The following is a 16108-nucleotide window of genomic DNA, read 5'->3' as shown; positions in this document are numbered from 1 at the left end:
GCTCTGCTTTTCATCACTTTACTGGGTTTATAAGGGGTTAACGTGAAACTGGATGAGATCGCGCGCCTTGCGGGCGTTTCGCGCACAACGGCCAGTTATGTCATTAATGGCAAAGCGAAACAGTACCGGGTCAGCGATAAAACAGTAGAGAAAGTTATGGCAGTTGTCAGGGAACATAACTATCACCCGAATGCTGTCGCGGCAGGTTTGCGCGCGGGCAGAACCCGCTCGATTGGTTTGGTGATCCCAGACCTGGAAAATACCAGCTACACCCGTATTGCAAATTATCTGGAGCGTCAGGCTCGGCAACGCGGTTACCAGTTGCTGATAGCCTGTTCAGAAGACCAGCCGGATAATGAAATGCGCTGCGTTGAGCACCTGTTACAGCGCCAGGTTGATGCAATCATTGTGTCGACGGCATTGCCGCCAGAACACCCTTTCTATCAGCGTTGGGCCAAAGATCCATTCCCGATCATTGCCTTGGATCGGGCGCTTGATCGTGAGCATTTTATCAGTGTGGTCGGGGCGGATCAGGAAGATGCGCAGATGTTAGCGCAAGAACTGCGCTCCTTCCCGGCTGAATCGGTGCTTTATCTGGGAGCGCTACCTGAGCTGTCGGTCAGTTTTCTGCGTGAGATGGGCTTTCGTGAAGCGTGGAAGGACGATCCGCGCAAAGTGGAATACCTATATGCCAACAGCTATGAACGCGAAGCCGCAGGTGTGTTGTTTGCTGAATGGCTGAAAACGCACCCAATGCCACAGGCACTGTTTACCACGTCATTCCAACTTTTACAGGGTGTTATGGATGTCACCCTAAAGCAAAGTGGCCGCTTACCCAGCAATCTGGCCATTGCGACTTTTGGTGATAACGAGCTGTTAGATTTCCTTGAATGCCCAGTATTGGCAGTGGCACAGCGCCACCGTGATGTTGCTGAACGGGTGCTGGAGCTGGTATTGGCCAGTCTGGACGAACCCCATAAGCCAAAACCGGGGCTGACGCGGATCCGCCGCAATTTATTCCGCCGTGGCACTCTAAGCCTAAGCCGTAAGTAAGTAGTTCACTATAACGAATCAGGGCTCCCGCCCTGATTCAGATCGCTGACAAACCCCGATAACGTGATCTTAAAACACTGATGATAGGCCGGGGAGTCATGCGCCCATGCCATAAAAGATAACGAATAGGTATATCAAACATAACCTGCAACGCGGAATAGCCGGCGACAATATTCCAAAAAATAGCCATAAGCCACCCCCATAACCATAGAAACCAAGGTGTTACTGGCGACCGCTGATATAATTTGCTCGAAATCAGCCCCAACCGACCACAAAATCATGGCATAAACCGGTGATTGGAAACTGACATAAGCCAATAAATCAGCCAAATTACGTGCCCAAAAACGTTGGCCAGCATGGTGGTGGGCAAAACGTATAAAAGCATCCCGATACATGCCATAAGGCCAGGCAATAAGAATATTGACGGGTATCGAGACCAGGCGCGAAGAAAGCGATTGCTGAAAGGTCATTCCCGAGATAATCACTTCAATTATCATACCGATGACAAAACAGTACACGACGAGCGCAAAGGTATCGGCTACAGCGCCACGCAAACGAGACTCAGTTGAAAACATTGTCATAAACTCCATGCTTAGGAGATAAATCGGCCAAAAAGCCTTTCATCAAAATAATTATCAAGATTTATATTTTGATTGCCATTTAAATTTTGGATTATTATGTTGTATTTTTGCTGATAATGTAGTCTACATTACCGCCATGGCTAATATAACTAGCGTAAAATTTTTATTTTTAACATTTGACTGATTTTTATACTTTATCCTGCACGGAAACGTGCTTTTTTTGGTGATTCAAACAACAGGGAATAAGATTTTCTTTAAAAAACAGTTGGTTGTTGTTTTTATAAAGAACGCGGGTATTTCCCTCCGTTTAAGTCAAACTGCAAACAGAAGAAGATAAAACACACACATATTTAGCCTGTTTTTTAATTTAAGATTTATCTGTCTGAAGGGATTCATATTTCAATCGTGACAAAAAATATGCACTAATAATTTATTTCAAAATAGATAAATCCCTCGGCGGCTAATTGACGTAAAATGACGCCGCTGTAATGCTGATAATCTGCAAGGGTATTATTCTGTAAGCGTGGTTTTGAGCGTCAGTTTCTGCGGATGCGCATTAGGGAAGGCCAGTATTAACAGGATTTGCACTCAGTTCGCTTCATTTCGAGTAGTGTAATTTTCATGCTGAAAGTGAGACCTTCCTTGCAGAAGGAAATAATGAGACAATTAATTGACAATTTATTGTTTATTTAAGTAGCCAGAATTAATGGCGGAAAAATAGCCCGTTTATCATGACGTTATTTTCTATTTCATCCCTTAAAATATCCTCTTCTATGGGATATATCGCAAAAACAACCCATAAATATTGTTAAACCGCATCGGCTCTGGCTTGACAAGGTTTTCATACCATCCGTAAACTCTTAAATGTGGGGATTTGTGGGGTAAAGTGGTGAATTGGGTCGTGAAGGGGTAACTCAGTCATGTTTCGTGGTGCAACAATGGTTAACCTCGACAGTAAAGGGCGGCTTGCCGTACCTACCCGTTATCGGGAGTCACTGAATGAGGAATCGCAAGGCCAAATGGTCTGTACCATAGACCTTCACCAGCCATGCCTGTTGCTTTACCCACTGCCTGAATGGGAAGTCATTGAACAAAAGTTATCGCGTCTGTCGAGCATGAACCCTGCTGAACGTCGAGTTCAGCGTTTGCTGTTAGGGCATGCCAGTGAATGTCAGATGGACGGCGCAGGGCGCTTACTGATTGCAGGGACACTGCGTCAGCACGCCGGGCTAAACAAAGAAGTGATGCTGGTTGGGCAGTTCAATAAATTTGAGCTGTGGGATGAACAGACCTGGTATCAACAAGTCAAGGATGACATCGACGCAGAACAGTCAACTCAGGAACCTTTGTCTGAGCGGCTACAGGACTTATCGCTATAAGCATGGTAGACAACAACAAAATTGTAGATAACAACTACAAACATACCAGTGTATTGCTGGATGAGGCCGTAAAGGGCCTGAATATCCGTGATAACGGTATCTACATTGACGGCACTTTTGGCCGCGGCGGCCATTCGCGTTTGATTTTGTCCCAACTTGGGTCAGAAGGTCGCTTGATCGCAATTGATCGTGACCCAGAAGCTATCGAAGCGGCGAAACTGATCACCGACCCCCGTTTCTCTATCGTACATGGTCCTTTTTCTGATTTAGCACATTATGTGCGGGATCTGGATTTAGTCGGTCGTATAGACGGTGTATTGCTGGATTTGGGCGTTTCATCACCACAACTTGATGATGCTGAACGCGGCTTCTCTTTTATGCGTGATGGGCCGCTGGATATGCGGATGGACCCTTCCCGTGGTCTGTCTGCCGCTGAGTGGCTGATGAAAGCCAGCGCTGATGACATTGCCTGGGTGCTGAAAACCTTCGGCGAAGAGCGCTTTGCCAAGCGTTTGGCCAAGGCGATTGTTGAGCGTAACCTCACTCAGCCCATGACACGGACCAAAGAGCTGGCTGACCTGATCGCTAATGCCAGTCCGTTTCGGGATAAACATAAACATCCAGCCACCCGTAGCTTCCAGGCTATCCGTATTTACATTAACAGTGAATTGGAAGAGATCGAACGTGCACTCGATGGCGCGCACGAGGTTCTGGCCCCTGAAGGTCGTTTGTCAGTGATCAGCTTCCACTCCCTTGAAGATCGTATTGTGAAAAACTTTATTCGTCACCATAGCCGTGGGCCACAGGTTCCCGCGGGCTTGCCATTGACGGAGGCACAACTGCGCAGTATGGGGGGGCGCACACTGAAATCAGTTGGCAAAATGATGCCAGGAGATGCGGAAATTTCCGAAAACCCACGCGCTCGCAGCTCGGTATTACGTTTTGCTGAGAGGATCGGTGAGTGATAGGCAACGAGCGTCATGGTTTAGTCGGGGTCATTGGGGCAGATCTTATCCGCAATGCCAAAATCCCGTTAATCCTACTGGTCGCGGTGTTGGTCTCTGCCGTGCTCGTCGTGACCACGGCGCATCGTACTCGCTTACTGACCGCCGAGCGTGAGCAGTTGGTATTAGAAAGGGATGCGCTGGATATTGAGTGGCGCAACCTGATTTTAGAAGAGAATGCATTAGGCGATCACAGTCGCGTTGAAAGTATCGCTATTGAAAAACTGAAAATGCAGCATGTCGATCCATCACAAGAAAACATTGTGATTAAATAATAGGTTGTTTTTTAACCAATACAGGAATCAGTGACCATCATGACTCGCAGTCGCCAAGGTAATACATGAAGACGGCGCGCCCCGGGAAGTTAAAGCGTCAGGAAGAACAAGCCAGCTTTATTAGCTGGCGTTTTGCGTTGCTGTGCGGTTGTATTTTACTGGCATTGGTCGGGCTGATGATGCGTACCGCATACCTGCAAGTGATCAACCCCGATAAGCTAGTGCGCGAGGGTGATATGCGCTCGTTGCGAGTACAAGAGGTTCCAACGGCTCGTGGCATGATAAGCGATCGCTCTGGCCGCCCTTTGGCGGTCAGTGTACCCGTCAATGCGGTTTGGGCTGATCCAAAAGAACTGATCGAACAGGGGGGGATTTCACTGGATACCCGCTGGAAAGCCCTGTCGGATGCATTAGAGATTCCTTTGGATCAACTTGCCACGCGCATTAATGCCAATCCGAAAGGCCGCTTTGTCTATCTGGCCCGTCAGGTGAACCCCGCAATTGGCGACTATATCCGTAAGCTGAAATTGCCCGGTATCTATCTACGTCAGGAATCTCGTCGCTACTATCCGGCAGGCCAGGTGATGGCTCACATTATTGGTGTGACCAATATAGATGGGCAAGGCATTGAAGGTGTTGAAAAAAGTTTTGATCGCTGGCTCACCGGCCAACCGGGCGAACGAACGGTACGCAAAGACCGGTACGGTCGTGTTATTGAAGATATCTCCTCCGTTGACAGCCAGGCGGCACATAACCTGGTGCTGAGTGTGGATGAGCGTTTACAGGCGCTGGTGTACCGCGAACTTAATAATGCGGTGGCGTTTAACAAAGCAGAATCAGGTACAGCGGTATTAGTCGATGTGAACACGGGCGAGGTACTGGCGATGGCGAACAGCCCGTCTTACAACCCGAATAACCTAACCGGTACGCCGAAAGACGCGATGCGTAACCGGGCAATAACCGATATTTTTGAACCCGGCTCGACAGTGAAGCCAATGGTAGTGATGACGGCCTTACAGCATGGTGTTGTGAAAGAAAACAGTGTGCTGAATACCTTGCCGTACTTTGTTAACGGCCACCAGATTAAAGACGTGGCCCGTTATGCTGAGTTGTCCGTAACCGGGATCTTACAGAAGTCGAGTAACGTCGGTGTTTCTAAACTGGCGTTAGCGATGCCATCCTCAGCGTTAGTAGATACTTACTCACGGTTTGGGCTTGGGAAAGCGACCAATTTGGGGTTGGTCGGAGAAAGTAGTGGCTTATATCCTAAAAAACAACGGTGGTCTGACATAGAGAGGGCCACCTTCTCTTTCGGCTACGGGCTAATGGTAACACCGTTACAACTAGCGCGAGTCTATGCAACTATCGGCAGCATGGGGGTCTATCGCCCGCTGTCGATAACCCGAGTTGACCCGCCCGTCGCCGGTGAACGCATCTTCCCTGAACCCTTGGTACGCACCGTGGTTCACATGATGGAAAGCGTGGCACTGCCTGGCGGTGGTGGTACCAAAGCGGCCATCAAAGGTTACCGTATCGCCATTAAAACCGGTACGGCCAAAAAAGTCGGTCCCGATGGTAAGTATATGGATCGATATCTCGCTTACACCGCTGGCGTTGCGCCGGCGAGTAACCCTCGATTTGCTCTGGTTGTGGTGATCAATGACCCTCAGGCAGGGAAATATTACGGTGGTGCGGTTTCCGCACCGGTATTCGGTGCCATCATGGGCGGTGTTTTACGTACCATGAACATTGAGCCAGATGCGTTACCCACCGGTGATAAAAGCGAATTAGTGATTAATACAAAAGAGGGTTCAGGTGGCAGATCGTAATTTGCGCGACTTATTCGCTCCTTGGGGGCTAGAGGTCCCGGAGCGGGCGCTACGGGAAATGACATTAGACAGCCGTATTGCCGCTGCCGGCGATTTATTTGTTGCGGTTGTTGGCCACCAGACGGATGGGCGTCGCTATATCCCGCAAGCTATCGCCCAAGGTGTGGCTGCAATTGTGGCCGAAGCCGATGGTGTCGCACCGGATGTCAGCGTTTCCGAGATACATGGCGTTCCTGTTATTTATTTGCGTAATTTGAATCAGCGCCTATCCACGCTGGCTGGGCAGTTTTACCATCAGCCCGGAGCAGCATTGCGTTTGGTCGGTGTAACCGGAACTAATGGCAAAACCACCACCACGCAATTGTTAGCACAATGGAGCCAGGCGCTGGGCGAAACCAGTGCGGTAATGGGCACCGTAGGTAATGGTTTATTAGGGCAGGTGATACCCACAGAGAACACCACGGGTTCTGCGGTGGATATTCAACATTTGCTGCGCAATCTGGTTGATCAAGGTGCGACTTTTGCCGCCATGGAAGTTTCCTCCCACGGTTTGATTCAAAACCGTGTTGCTGCATTACCCTTTGCAGCCGTAGTGTTCACTAACTTAAGCCGTGATCATCTGGATTATCATGGCAATATGACGAGTTATGAGGCGGCTAAATGGCAACTGTTCTCCACGCATCAATCCGAACACAAAATTATCAATGCTGATGATGAAGTTGGCCGCCGTTGGTTAAGCCAATTGCCGCAGGCTGTCGCGGTCAGTATGGCAGGCAATATTCCCGCAGGCTGGAATGGCCCGTGGTTATCTGCTAGCAAGGTGATTTATCACGATAATGGTGCCAGCATCGCTTTTGACTCAAGCTGGGGTGAAGGCGAGCTAGAAAGCCGCCTGATGGGCGCTTTCAACGTCAGTAATCTGTTGGTGGCATTAGCGACATTACTGGTTCAGGGGTATCCCATGGCGCAGTTGTTGGCCGCCGCTCCTCATTTGCAACCGGTTTGTGGGCGCATGGAAGTGTTTAATGCCCCAGGTAAACCAACGGTTGTGGTGGATTATGCCCACACGCCCGATGCATTAGAAAAAGCCTTGGCCGCTGCCCGTTTACATTGCACCGGCAAGCTATGGTGTGTGTTTGGCTGCGGCGGTGACCGTGATAAAGGTAAGCGCCCACTTATGGGCGGTATTGCAGAACAACTGGCTGACCATGTCGTAGTGACCGATGATAACCCACGCAGTGAAGAGCCACAGGCGATTGTTACTGACATTCTCAGTGGCTTGCTGGACGCGGGGCGTGTGCAGGCGATACATGGCCGTGCCGAAGCCGTAACCAGTGCCATTATGCAAGCTAAAGAAGACGACGTTGTCCTGATTGCCGGTAAAGGTCATGAAGATTATCAATTAGTTGGCAATCGCCGCTTAGATTATTCAGATCGCGTCACCGTCGCGCGTTTGTTAGGGAGGCCGGCATGATTAAGGTCTCTCTACGTTTGTTGGCGAACTTACTTAATGCTGAATATATCGTTGCTGAATCAGTCAGCGATGATATCGAGATAACCGAAGTGACCATTGATACCCGCAAGGTCACTGCTGGTTGTCTGTTTGTTGCGCTGAAAGGCGAGCGTTTTGATGGGCATGATTTTGCCGAAGATGCTATTGCCGCAGGTGCTGGCGCTTTGCTGGTAAGTAAACGCTTACTGGTGGGGGGGCCGCAGTTAGTCGTCAAAGACACGCGCTTGGCGTTAGGGCAATTTGCGGCCTGGGTTCGCCAGCAAGTTCCGGCTCGGATAGTGGCATTAACCGGTTCATCGGGTAAAACCTCGGTAAAAGAAATGGCGGCAGCGATTTTGCGCCAATGCGGCAATGTGTTGTATACCGCTGGTAACTTTAATAACGATATCGGTGTCCCGCTAACATTGCTGCGCCTAACGGCCGAACATGATTTTGCTGTTATTGAACTTGGGGCCAACCATGTTGGTGAAATTGCCTATACCACTGATTTAAGCCGTCCAGAAAGCGCTTTGGTGAATAATTTAGCCGCCGCTCATCTGGAAGGGTTTGGTTCGCTAGCCGGTGTGGCTCAAGCCAAAGGTGAGATCTTCGCCGGCCTGCCTGCCAACGGCACGGCGATTATCAATGCTGACAGTAACGACTGGCCTCACTGGCAAGAAACGCTGTATGACAAACGGGTTTGGCGCTTCTCGCCCCATGCCGCAGAACATATTGATTTCTATGTCAGTGACGTGCGGATCACCCCTCAACTCACCTATTTTACTTTGCATTCACCGCTTGGAGCTGTGGCTATCGCATTGCCTCTACCGGGGCAGCATAACATCGCCAATGCGCTAGCAGCGGCAGCATTAGCCATGTCGGTCGGGGCTGATTTAGCCGCAGTACGCCAAGGGTTAGCACAGTTACAGGCAGTGCCTGGCCGGTTATTCCCCGTCCCATTAGCGGAGGGTAAATTGTTGTTGGATGACAGCTACAACGCCAACGTGGGTTCCATGATTGCCGCCGCACAGGTCTTGGCCGAGATGCCCGGTTACCGGGTGATGGTGGTGGGTGACATGGCGGAATTGGGCGAAACCGCGGCAGATTGCCATCGTCAGGTCGGTGAAGCCGCGAAACACGCGGGTGTCGATAAAGTATTAAGCGTTGGCACATTAAGTCAGATACTGAGCAGCGCCAGCGGGAATGGCGAACACTTTCAGGATCAAAACACATTGAGCGTCCGTGTAAACGCGTTGCTGAACGAATATCCGGTTATCACTGTTTTAATTAAAGGTTCACGTAGCGCCGCTATGGAAAATGTCGTGCGTGCGTTACAGGAGAAGGCATCATGTTAGTTTGGTTGGCTGAATACTTAGTGAAATTTTACTCAGGCTTTAACGTCTTTTCCTATTTGACGTTCCGCGCCATCGTGAGTCTGTTGACCGCACTGTTTATTTCATTGTGGATGGGGCCGCATTTGATTGCCTGGTTGCAAAAGCTGCAAATCGGTCAAGTTGTGCGTAACGATGGACCAGAGTCACATTTCAGTAAGCGCGGTACGCCAACCATGGGCGGCCTGATGATCCTTTTCTCCATCACCATTTCGGTTCTGATGTGGGCCTACCCCTCTAACCCGTATGTCTGGTGTGTACTGTTCATTTTGGTGGGTTATGGCGTTGTCGGTTTTATCGATGATTATCGCAAAGTTGTGCGTAAAAACACCAAGGGACTGATCGCGCGCTGGAAGTATTTCTGGCAATCAATTATCGCATTGGCTGCAGCATTCACCATGTACAGCATTGGCAAAGATACCTCGGCCACTGAATTGGTTGTGCCCTTCTTTAAAGACATCATGCCGCAATTGGGCTTGCTGTATATCCTGCTGGCGTATTTCGTGATCGTGGGTACCAGTAACGCGGTTAACCTGACGGATGGATTGGATGGGCTGGCAATCATGCCGACGGTGTTCGTCGCGGCAGGCTTTGCTTTAGTCGCTTGGGCGACCGGTAATGTGAATTTTGCTGCTTATCTGCATATTCCTTACCTGCGCCATGCGGGTGAACTGGTCATTGTCTGTACCGCGATTGTCGGTGCAGGTTTAGGTTTCTTATGGTTTAACACCTATCCGGCACAAGTGTTCATGGGCGATGTCGGCTCACTGGCGCTGGGTGGTGCATTAGGCACTATCGCCGTATTACTGCGCCAGGAATTCTTATTAGTGATTATGGGCGGGGTCTTCGTGGTTGAAACCCTGTCAGTTATCTTGCAGGTTGGGTCCTTTAAGTTACGTGGGCAGCGTATTTTCCGCATGGCCCCGATTCACCATCACTACGAACTTAAAGGCTGGCCAGAACCACGGGTGATCGTGCGTTTCTGGATTATTTCGCTGATGCTGGTGCTGATTGGCCTAGCGACGCTGAAGGTGCGGTAATTATGGTTGATTATCAGGGTAAAAAAGTGGTCATCATCGGGCTGGGGCTAACCGGCCTTTCCTGCGTTGATTTCTTTATAGCGCGTGGTGTCACGCCGCGCGTGATGGATACCCGCATCAATCCACCGGGCTTAGATCAATTACCCGAAAGTGTCGAACAGCATGTGGGTGATTTGAACCAACAATGGCTACTGGACGCCGATTTAATTGTTGTTAGCCCCGGTATGGCTCTGGCACATCCTGCATTAAGTGAAGCCGCCGAGGCCGGTGTCGAGATTATTGGTGATATCGAACTGTTCTGCCGCGAGAATCAAGCACCGGTTGTGGCTATTACTGGCTCCAATGGCAAAAGTACCGTGACCACGCTGGTCGGTGAGATGGCAAAAGCGGCAGGTTGGTCAGTGGGCGTCGGCGGTAATATTGGTGTTCCGGCACTGACATTGCTGAAGCAAGATAACCAATTAATCGTATTGGAATTATCAAGTTTCCAACTGGAAACTACCCAGAGCTTGCGGGCCTCTTCCGCGACTATTCTGAACGTGACGGAAGATCATACTGATCGTTACCCGCTCGGCTTGCAGCAATACCGTGCGGCGAAACTGCGGGTGTATGAAAATGCCAAGGTTTGTGTTGTGAATGCCGATGACGCACTCACCATGCCTGTTCGTGGTGCTGATAGCCGTTGCATCAGCTTTGGGGTCGATGTCGGTGACTACCACCTGAATAAGCAGCAGGGTGAAATTTGGTTACGGGTTCGTGGTGAAAAAGTGCTGAACACCCGTGAAATGAAATTAAGTGGGCGTCATAACTATACCAATGCGCTGGCCGCCTTGGCATTAGCTGATGCAGTCGGTATCCCACGGGCATCCAGCCTGAAAGCTTTGACGACCTTTTCTGGCTTGCCACACCGCTTTCAATTAGTGCTTGAGCGTAATGGTGTGCGCTGGATAAATGACTCCAAAGCGACCAACGTCGGCAGCACTGAAGCCGCATTGGATGGTTTACAGGTTGATGGCACCTTGCATTTATTGTTGGGGGGCGATGGCAAATCTGCTGATTTCTCCGGGTTGACGCGTTTCCTGCAAGGGGAGCGTATCAAAGTTTACTGTTTTGGCCACGATGGTGGTCAATTGGCAGCGTTACGTCCTGACGTCTCTCAACGTACCGAGACGATGGCGCAGGCCATGGTGTTGGTGGCAAAAGCTGTATTACCCGGCGATAGGGTGCTGCTGTCGCCTGCGTGTGCCAGCCTGGATCAATTCCGCAGCTTTGAACATCGTGGTAATGAGTTTGCTCGTCTGGCAGAGGAGTTAGGCTGATGCGTATGCCGGGGCTGGGGCTGTTTAATACCTTAAAACATTATGTCATGGGGTCGCGGGAGAGCGACACCACCAGCATGGTGCTTTACGACAGAACCTTGCTGTGGCTGACATTTGGTTTGGCGATCATTGGTTTTGTGATGGTGACGTCGGCGTCAATGCCAATCGGTCAGCGTCTGGCTAATGACCCTTTCCTATTTGCTAAGCGTGATGCGCTCTATTTGGCACTGGCGTTTGGTTTGTCACTGGTGACGTTGCGTATCCCAATGGATGTCTGGCAGCGCTATAGCAATATCATGTTATTGATTTCCATTGTGCTGTTGCTCGTCGTTCTTGTGGTCGGTAGTTCGGTAAACGGGGCATCACGTTGGATTGCACTGGGGCCGTTGCGTATCCAGCCGGCGGAATTATCCAAGTTGTCTCTGTTTTGTTATTTGGCCAGTTATCTGGTGCGTAAGGTTGAAGAAGTCCGCAGTAACTTCTGGGGCTTTTGTAAACCCATGGGCGTGATGGTCATTCTGGCCGTGCTATTGCTGGCCCAGCCCGATTTAGGGACGGTGGTGGTGCTATTTATCACTACACTGGCGATGCTATTCCTGGCGGGAGCCAAGATGTGGCAGTTTATGGCGATTATCGGTTCTGGTGCCTTCGCCGTTTGTTTGCTGATTATCGCCGAGCCTTATCGTATGCGCCGTGTAACATCATTCTGGAATCCGTGGGCCGATCCCTTTGGCAGCGGCTATCAGTTAACCCAGTCATTGATGGCATTTGGCCGTGGTGAGTTTTGGGGGCAAGGTTTAGGCAATTCAGTACAAAAACTGGAGTATTTACCGGAGGCGCACACCGATTTTATTTTCTCTATTTTAGGTGAAGAACTCGGCTATTTCGGTGTGGTTTTGGCCCTGTTGATGGTATTCTTCGTCGCTTTTCGCGCAATGTCCATCGGCCGCCGTGCATTAGAGATTGGTCAACGATTCTCTGGCTTTTTGGCTTGTTCAATTGGTATCTGGTTCAGTTTCCAGACGCTGGTTAACGTTGGTGCCGCCGCCGGAATGTTGCCGACGAAAGGCCTGACGTTGCCCCTGATAAGTTACGGTGGTTCAAGCCTGATAATTATGTCAACGGCGATAGTGCTGCTGTTACGTATTGATTTTGAAACGCGGCTGGCAAAAGCCCAGGCGTTTGTAAGGAGTACCCGATGAGTGGGAAGACCAAGCGTTTGATGGTGATGGCCGGTGGAACCGGGGGGCATGTTTTCCCCGGTTTGGCCGTGGCACATCATCTGATGGCGCAAGGCTGGCAGGTGCGTTGGTTAGGCACTGCGGACAGAATGGAAGCTTCACTGGTTCCCAAACATGGCATTGAAATTGATTTTATTAAAATTTCTGGTTTGCGTGGCAAAGGGCTGATGGCCCAATTGACAGCACCGATACGTATTTATCGTGCGGTGCGTCAGGCGCAGAAAATCATGCGAGATTACCAACCAGATGTGGTGTTGGGTATGGGTGGGTATGTTTCTGGCCCCGGCGGTTTGGCCGCATGGCTGTGTGGCGTACCAGTGGTATTGCATGAGCAGAATGGGATTGCGGGTCTGACTAACCGTTGGTTGGCCAGGATCGCCAAAAAAGTTTTACAGGCATTTCCAGGGGCATTCCCCAATGCAGATGTCGTGGGGAATCCGGTTCGAACCGATGTGCTGGCATTGCCATTACCCGCAGTGCGTTTGAGCGGCCGTGAAGGGCCGATTCGGGTCTTGGTCATCGGTGGTAGCCAAGGTGCTCGAGTACTGAATCAGACCATGCCTTTGGTTGCCGCAAATCTGGGCGAACAAATAACGCTGTGGCATCAGGTCGGTAAAGGCGCATTGCCAGAGGTATCGCAGGCTTACCAACAAGCGCGGCAGGCCGGGCACCAAGTGGTTGAATTTATAGACGATATGGCCGCGGCTTATGCCTGGGCTGATGTAGTGGTGTGCCGTTCAGGTGCACTGACGGTCAGCGAAGTGGCTGCGGCGGGGCTACCCGCGATTTTTGTGCCATTCCAGCATAAAGATCGCCAGCAATATTGGAATGCGTTGCCGCTAGAGAAAGCGGGGGCAGCAAAAATTATTGAGCAGCCACAATTTACGGCAACCAGCGTTAGCACCCTGCTGGCGGATTGGGATCGTGCAACATTACTGACGATGGCCGAACGGGCCAGATCGGTTGCCATCCCTGACGCTACTGAGCGCGTTGCGGCTGAAGTGGTTGCAGCCAGTAAGTCACCATGAAATAGCGATGACCTTGAAATAAACAGTGATCAGTTGGCGATGAATGCAGGCTGTGAATACATGACAGACAAAAAAGTGAAGAGAAACGTGAATACACAACAACTGGCGAAACTGCGTACTATCGTGCCCGAGATGCGACGTGTCCGGCACATTCACTTTGTTGGCATCGGTGGTGCCGGCATGGGTGGTATCGCCGAAGTGTTGGCCAACGAAGGTTATCAGATTAGTGGTTCAGATTTAGCACCTAACCCGGTAACTCAGCATTTGACCGCCTTGGGTGCACAGATTTATTTCCATCATCGCCCAGAAAACGTGCTGGATGCGAGTGTAGTCGTGGTTTCTACCGCAATCTCTGCGGATAACCCAGAGATTGTCGCGGCCCGTGAGGCGAGAATACCGGTGATCCGTCGCGCAGAAATGTTGGCTGAATTGATGCGCTACCGCCATGGGATTGCCGTTGCTGGCACCCACGGCAAAACCACCACAACGGCGATGTTATCCAGTATTTATGCCGAAGCAGGGTTAGATCCAACGTTCGTCAATGGTGGGTTAGTCAAGGCCGCTGGTACACATGCCCGTTTGGGTTCCAGCCGTTACCTGATTGCAGAAGCCGATGAAAGCGACGCGTCATTCCTGCATTTGCAACCGATGGTGGCGATTGTCACCAATATCGAAGCTGATCATATGGATACCTACCAAGGCGACTTCGAAAATTTAAAACAGACATTCATTAACTTTTTGCACAATTTGCCCTTTTATGGCCGTGCGGTGATGTGTATCGATGACCCGGTGGTGCGTGAATTATTACCGCGTGTTGGCCGTCACATCACAACCTATGGTTTCAGTGATGATGCTGATGTGCAGATCGCCAGTTATCGGCAGGAAGGCCCACAAGGGCACTTCACGTTACGCCGCCAGGATAAATCGTTGATAGAGGTGACCTTGAATGCACCAGGCCGCCACAATGCACTGAATGCGGCAGCAGCGGTAGCTGTCGCAACAGAAGAAGGCATTGAAGACGAAGACATCCTGCGCGCATTAGCGGGTTTCCAAGGGACGGGGCGCCGTTTTGATTTCCTCGGCAACTTCTCACTGGCACCGGTTAACGGTAAAGAAGGCAGTGCGATGCTGGTTGATGATTATGGACATCACCCTACCGAAGTGGATGCTACCATTAAAGCCGCGCGTGCTGGTTGGCCGGATAAACGCATTGTCATGCTCTTTCAGCCACACCGCTATACTCGAACCCGCGATCTGTATGACGATTTCGCTAATGTGCTGTCACAGGTCGATGTTTTATTGATGCTGGATGTGTATGCCGCAGGTGAGCCACCGATCCCAGGGGCGGATAGCCGCTCGTTGTGCCGAACGATTCGTAATCGCGGCAAGTTGGACCCTATTTTAGTACCAGACAGTGAATCAGCACCTGAAATGTTGGCGCAAATACTGAACGGGGAAGACCTGATCTTGGTCCAGGGCGCAGGCAACATCGGTAAAATTGCCCGTAAATTGGCTGAGCATAAATTGCAGCCACAGTTAAAAGACGAGGAACATCATGGCTGAGAAAGTCGCGGTATTGCTGGGTGGGACCTCTGCGGAGCGTGAAGTGTCATTACTATCAGGTCAGGCGGTATTGGCAGGCTTGAAGGAAGCCGGTATCGACGCTTATGGTGTGGATACCAAAGATTTTCCGGTAACTCAGCTTAAAGAACAGGGCTTTGATAAAGTTTTTATCGCCCTGCATGGTCGTGGTGGCGAAGACGGTACGTTACAAGGCGTATTGGAGTTTCTACAACTGCCGTATACCGGCAGTGGTGTAATGGCTTCCGCCCTGACAATGGACAAATTGCGCACCAAATTAGTCTGGCAAGCCTTGGGTTTGCCTATTTCGCCTTATGTCGCGTTGAATCGCCAACAGTTTGAAACACTTTCACCAGAGGAATTGGTGGCGTGTGTCACTAAGCTTGGCCTGCCACTTATTGTCAAGCCAAGCCATGAAGGCTCTAGCGTTGGGATGAGTAAAGTTGATCACGCCAGCGAATTGCAGAAGGCATTGGTTGAAGCTTTCCAACATGATAGCGATGTACTGATTGAGAAATGGCTGAGCGGGCCAGAATTCACCGTCGCGATCCTTGGGGATGAAGTTTTACCTTCTATTCGTATTCAGCCTCCAGGCGTGTTTTACGATTATGACGCCAAGTATTTGTCAGATAAAACACAATACTTCTGCCCAAGCGGTTTAAGTGATGAGTCGGAGCAACAATTGGCAGAGCTGGCATTGCAGGCTTACCAAGCGCTGGATTGCAGCGGTTGGGGGCGGGTAGATGTGATGCAAGACAGCGATGGCCGTTTTTACCTGCTTGAAGTGAACACTTCACCGGGTATGACCAGCCATAGTTTGGTTCCAATGGCTGCCCGCCAGTATGGGTTGAGTTTCTCCCAATTGGTGGCGCGCATTCTGATGTTGGCTGACTGA

Annotated in this window: 14 protein-coding genes; 13 read left to right on the top strand and 1 reads right to left on the bottom strand. The window is 50.5% G+C overall.

The annotated features are described in order from the left end of the window. Positions 1-42 precede the first annotated feature (42 nt). Positions 43-1053 carry a catabolite repressor/activator gene (cra, locus tag AC971_RS04875; RefSeq protein ID WP_025382584.1) on the top strand — a complete coding sequence of 337 codons (1011 nt, stop codon included), beginning with the start codon at positions 43-45 and terminating at the stop codon, positions 1051-1053. Between the two features lie 134 nt (positions 1054-1187). Here the strand turns inward: cra and AC971_RS04870 are convergent, their stop codons facing one another. Next, entirely contained in the window at positions 1188-1628 is a 441-nt protein-coding gene (locus AC971_RS04870; protein WP_025382585.1) for an L-alanine exporter AlaE, read from the bottom strand. Positions 1629-2554: 926 nt separating this feature from the next. Between AC971_RS04870 and mraZ the strand changes: the two genes are divergently transcribed. The 12 genes from mraZ to AC971_RS04810 all read left to right on the top strand — a co-directional run bounded on the left by mraZ (position 2555) and on the right by AC971_RS04810 (position 16108). Continuing rightward, a complete protein-coding gene (gene mraZ, locus AC971_RS04865; RefSeq protein WP_025382586.1) occupies positions 2555-3013 on the top strand; it encodes a division/cell wall cluster transcriptional repressor MraZ in 459 nt (152 codons plus the stop codon). Between the two features lie 2 nt (positions 3014-3015). Further along, positions 3016-3978: a 16S rRNA (cytosine(1402)-N(4))-methyltransferase RsmH gene (gene rsmH / locus AC971_RS04860; RefSeq protein WP_025382587.1), complete on the top strand. Its 963-nt coding sequence runs from the start codon at positions 3016-3018 to the stop codon at positions 3976-3978. Next, positions 3975-4292, top strand: a complete 318-nt coding sequence (gene ftsL, locus AC971_RS04855) for a cell division protein FtsL (protein ID WP_025382588.1) — start codon at positions 3975-3977, stop codon at positions 4290-4292. Before rsmH ends, ftsL begins: the two co-directional genes overlap by 4 nt. 65 nt (positions 4293-4357) lie before the next feature. Next, complete coding sequence (locus tag AC971_RS04850) at positions 4358-6121, top strand: peptidoglycan glycosyltransferase FtsI (protein WP_025382589.1); 1764 nt, start codon at positions 4358-4360, stop codon at positions 6119-6121. Continuing rightward, entirely contained in the window at positions 6108-7595 is a 1488-nt protein-coding gene (murE, locus tag AC971_RS04845; protein ID WP_025382590.1) for a UDP-N-acetylmuramoyl-L-alanyl-D-glutamate--2,6-diaminopimelate ligase, read from the top strand. The genes AC971_RS04850 and murE overlap by 14 nt, the downstream gene beginning before the upstream one ends. Then, positions 7592-8968, top strand: a complete 1377-nt coding sequence (gene murF / locus AC971_RS04840) for a UDP-N-acetylmuramoyl-tripeptide--D-alanyl-D-alanine ligase (protein WP_025382591.1) — start codon at positions 7592-7594, stop codon at positions 8966-8968. The genes murE and murF overlap by 4 nt, the downstream gene beginning before the upstream one ends. Beyond that, a complete protein-coding gene (mraY, locus tag AC971_RS04835; RefSeq protein WP_025382592.1) occupies positions 8962-10044 on the top strand; it encodes a phospho-N-acetylmuramoyl-pentapeptide-transferase in 1083 nt (360 codons plus the stop codon). The genes murF and mraY overlap by 7 nt, the downstream gene beginning before the upstream one ends. A 2-nt stretch (positions 10045-10046) precedes the next feature. Further along, positions 10047-11363 carry a UDP-N-acetylmuramoyl-L-alanine--D-glutamate ligase gene (gene murD / locus AC971_RS04830; RefSeq protein WP_025382593.1) on the top strand — a complete coding sequence of 439 codons (1317 nt, stop codon included), beginning with the start codon at positions 10047-10049 and terminating at the stop codon, positions 11361-11363. After that, positions 11363-12565, top strand: a complete 1203-nt coding sequence (gene ftsW / locus AC971_RS04825) for a cell division protein FtsW (protein WP_025382594.1) — start codon at positions 11363-11365, stop codon at positions 12563-12565. The genes murD and ftsW overlap by 1 nt, the downstream gene beginning before the upstream one ends. Continuing rightward, a complete protein-coding gene (murG, locus tag AC971_RS04820; RefSeq protein WP_025382595.1) occupies positions 12562-13632 on the top strand; it encodes an undecaprenyldiphospho-muramoylpentapeptide beta-N-acetylglucosaminyltransferase in 1071 nt (356 codons plus the stop codon). Before ftsW ends, murG begins: the two co-directional genes overlap by 4 nt. 87 nt (positions 13633-13719) lie before the next feature. Next, positions 13720-15195: a UDP-N-acetylmuramate--L-alanine ligase gene (gene murC, locus AC971_RS04815; RefSeq protein ID WP_038402547.1), complete on the top strand. Its 1476-nt coding sequence runs from the start codon at positions 13720-13722 to the stop codon at positions 15193-15195. Next, positions 15188-16108, top strand: coding sequence for a D-alanine--D-alanine ligase (locus tag AC971_RS04810; RefSeq protein WP_025382597.1), 921 nt, complete (start codon positions 15188-15190; stop codon positions 16106-16108). The genes murC and AC971_RS04810 overlap by 8 nt, the downstream gene beginning before the upstream one ends.

Origin of the sequence: Yersinia similis (genome assembly GCF_001053095.1) — a bacterium.
Classification (GTDB): Bacteria; Pseudomonadota; Gammaproteobacteria; order Enterobacterales; family Enterobacteriaceae; genus Yersinia; species Yersinia similis.
This window is presented reverse-complemented; position numbering and strand designations above follow the sequence as displayed.

Excerpts from the sequence above, each read along its gene's own strand:
- AC971_RS04870 (WP_025382585.1), bottom strand. The coding sequence starts at position 1,628 with ATGTTTTCAACTGAGTCTCGTTTGCGTGGCGCTGTAGCCGATACCTTT.
- mraZ (WP_025382586.1), top strand. The coding sequence starts at position 2,555 with ATGTTTCGTGGTGCAACAATGGTTAACCTCGACAGTAAAGGGCGGCTT.
- rsmH (WP_025382587.1), top strand. The coding sequence starts at position 3,016 with ATGGTAGACAACAACAAAATTGTAGATAACAACTACAAACATACCAGT.
- AC971_RS04850 (WP_025382589.1), top strand. The coding sequence starts at position 4,358 with ATGAAGACGGCGCGCCCCGGGAAGTTAAAGCGTCAGGAAGAACAAGCC.
- murF (WP_025382591.1), top strand. The coding sequence starts at position 7,592 with ATGATTAAGGTCTCTCTACGTTTGTTGGCGAACTTACTTAATGCTGAA.
- mraY (WP_025382592.1), top strand. The coding sequence starts at position 8,962 with ATGTTAGTTTGGTTGGCTGAATACTTAGTGAAATTTTACTCAGGCTTT.
- murD (WP_025382593.1), top strand. The coding sequence starts at position 10,047 with ATGGTTGATTATCAGGGTAAAAAAGTGGTCATCATCGGGCTGGGGCTA.
- ftsW (WP_025382594.1), top strand. The coding sequence starts at position 11,363 with ATGCGTATGCCGGGGCTGGGGCTGTTTAATACCTTAAAACATTATGTC.
- murG (WP_025382595.1), top strand. The coding sequence starts at position 12,562 with ATGAGTGGGAAGACCAAGCGTTTGATGGTGATGGCCGGTGGAACCGGG.
- AC971_RS04810 (WP_025382597.1), top strand. The coding sequence starts at position 15,188 with ATGGCTGAGAAAGTCGCGGTATTGCTGGGTGGGACCTCTGCGGAGCGT.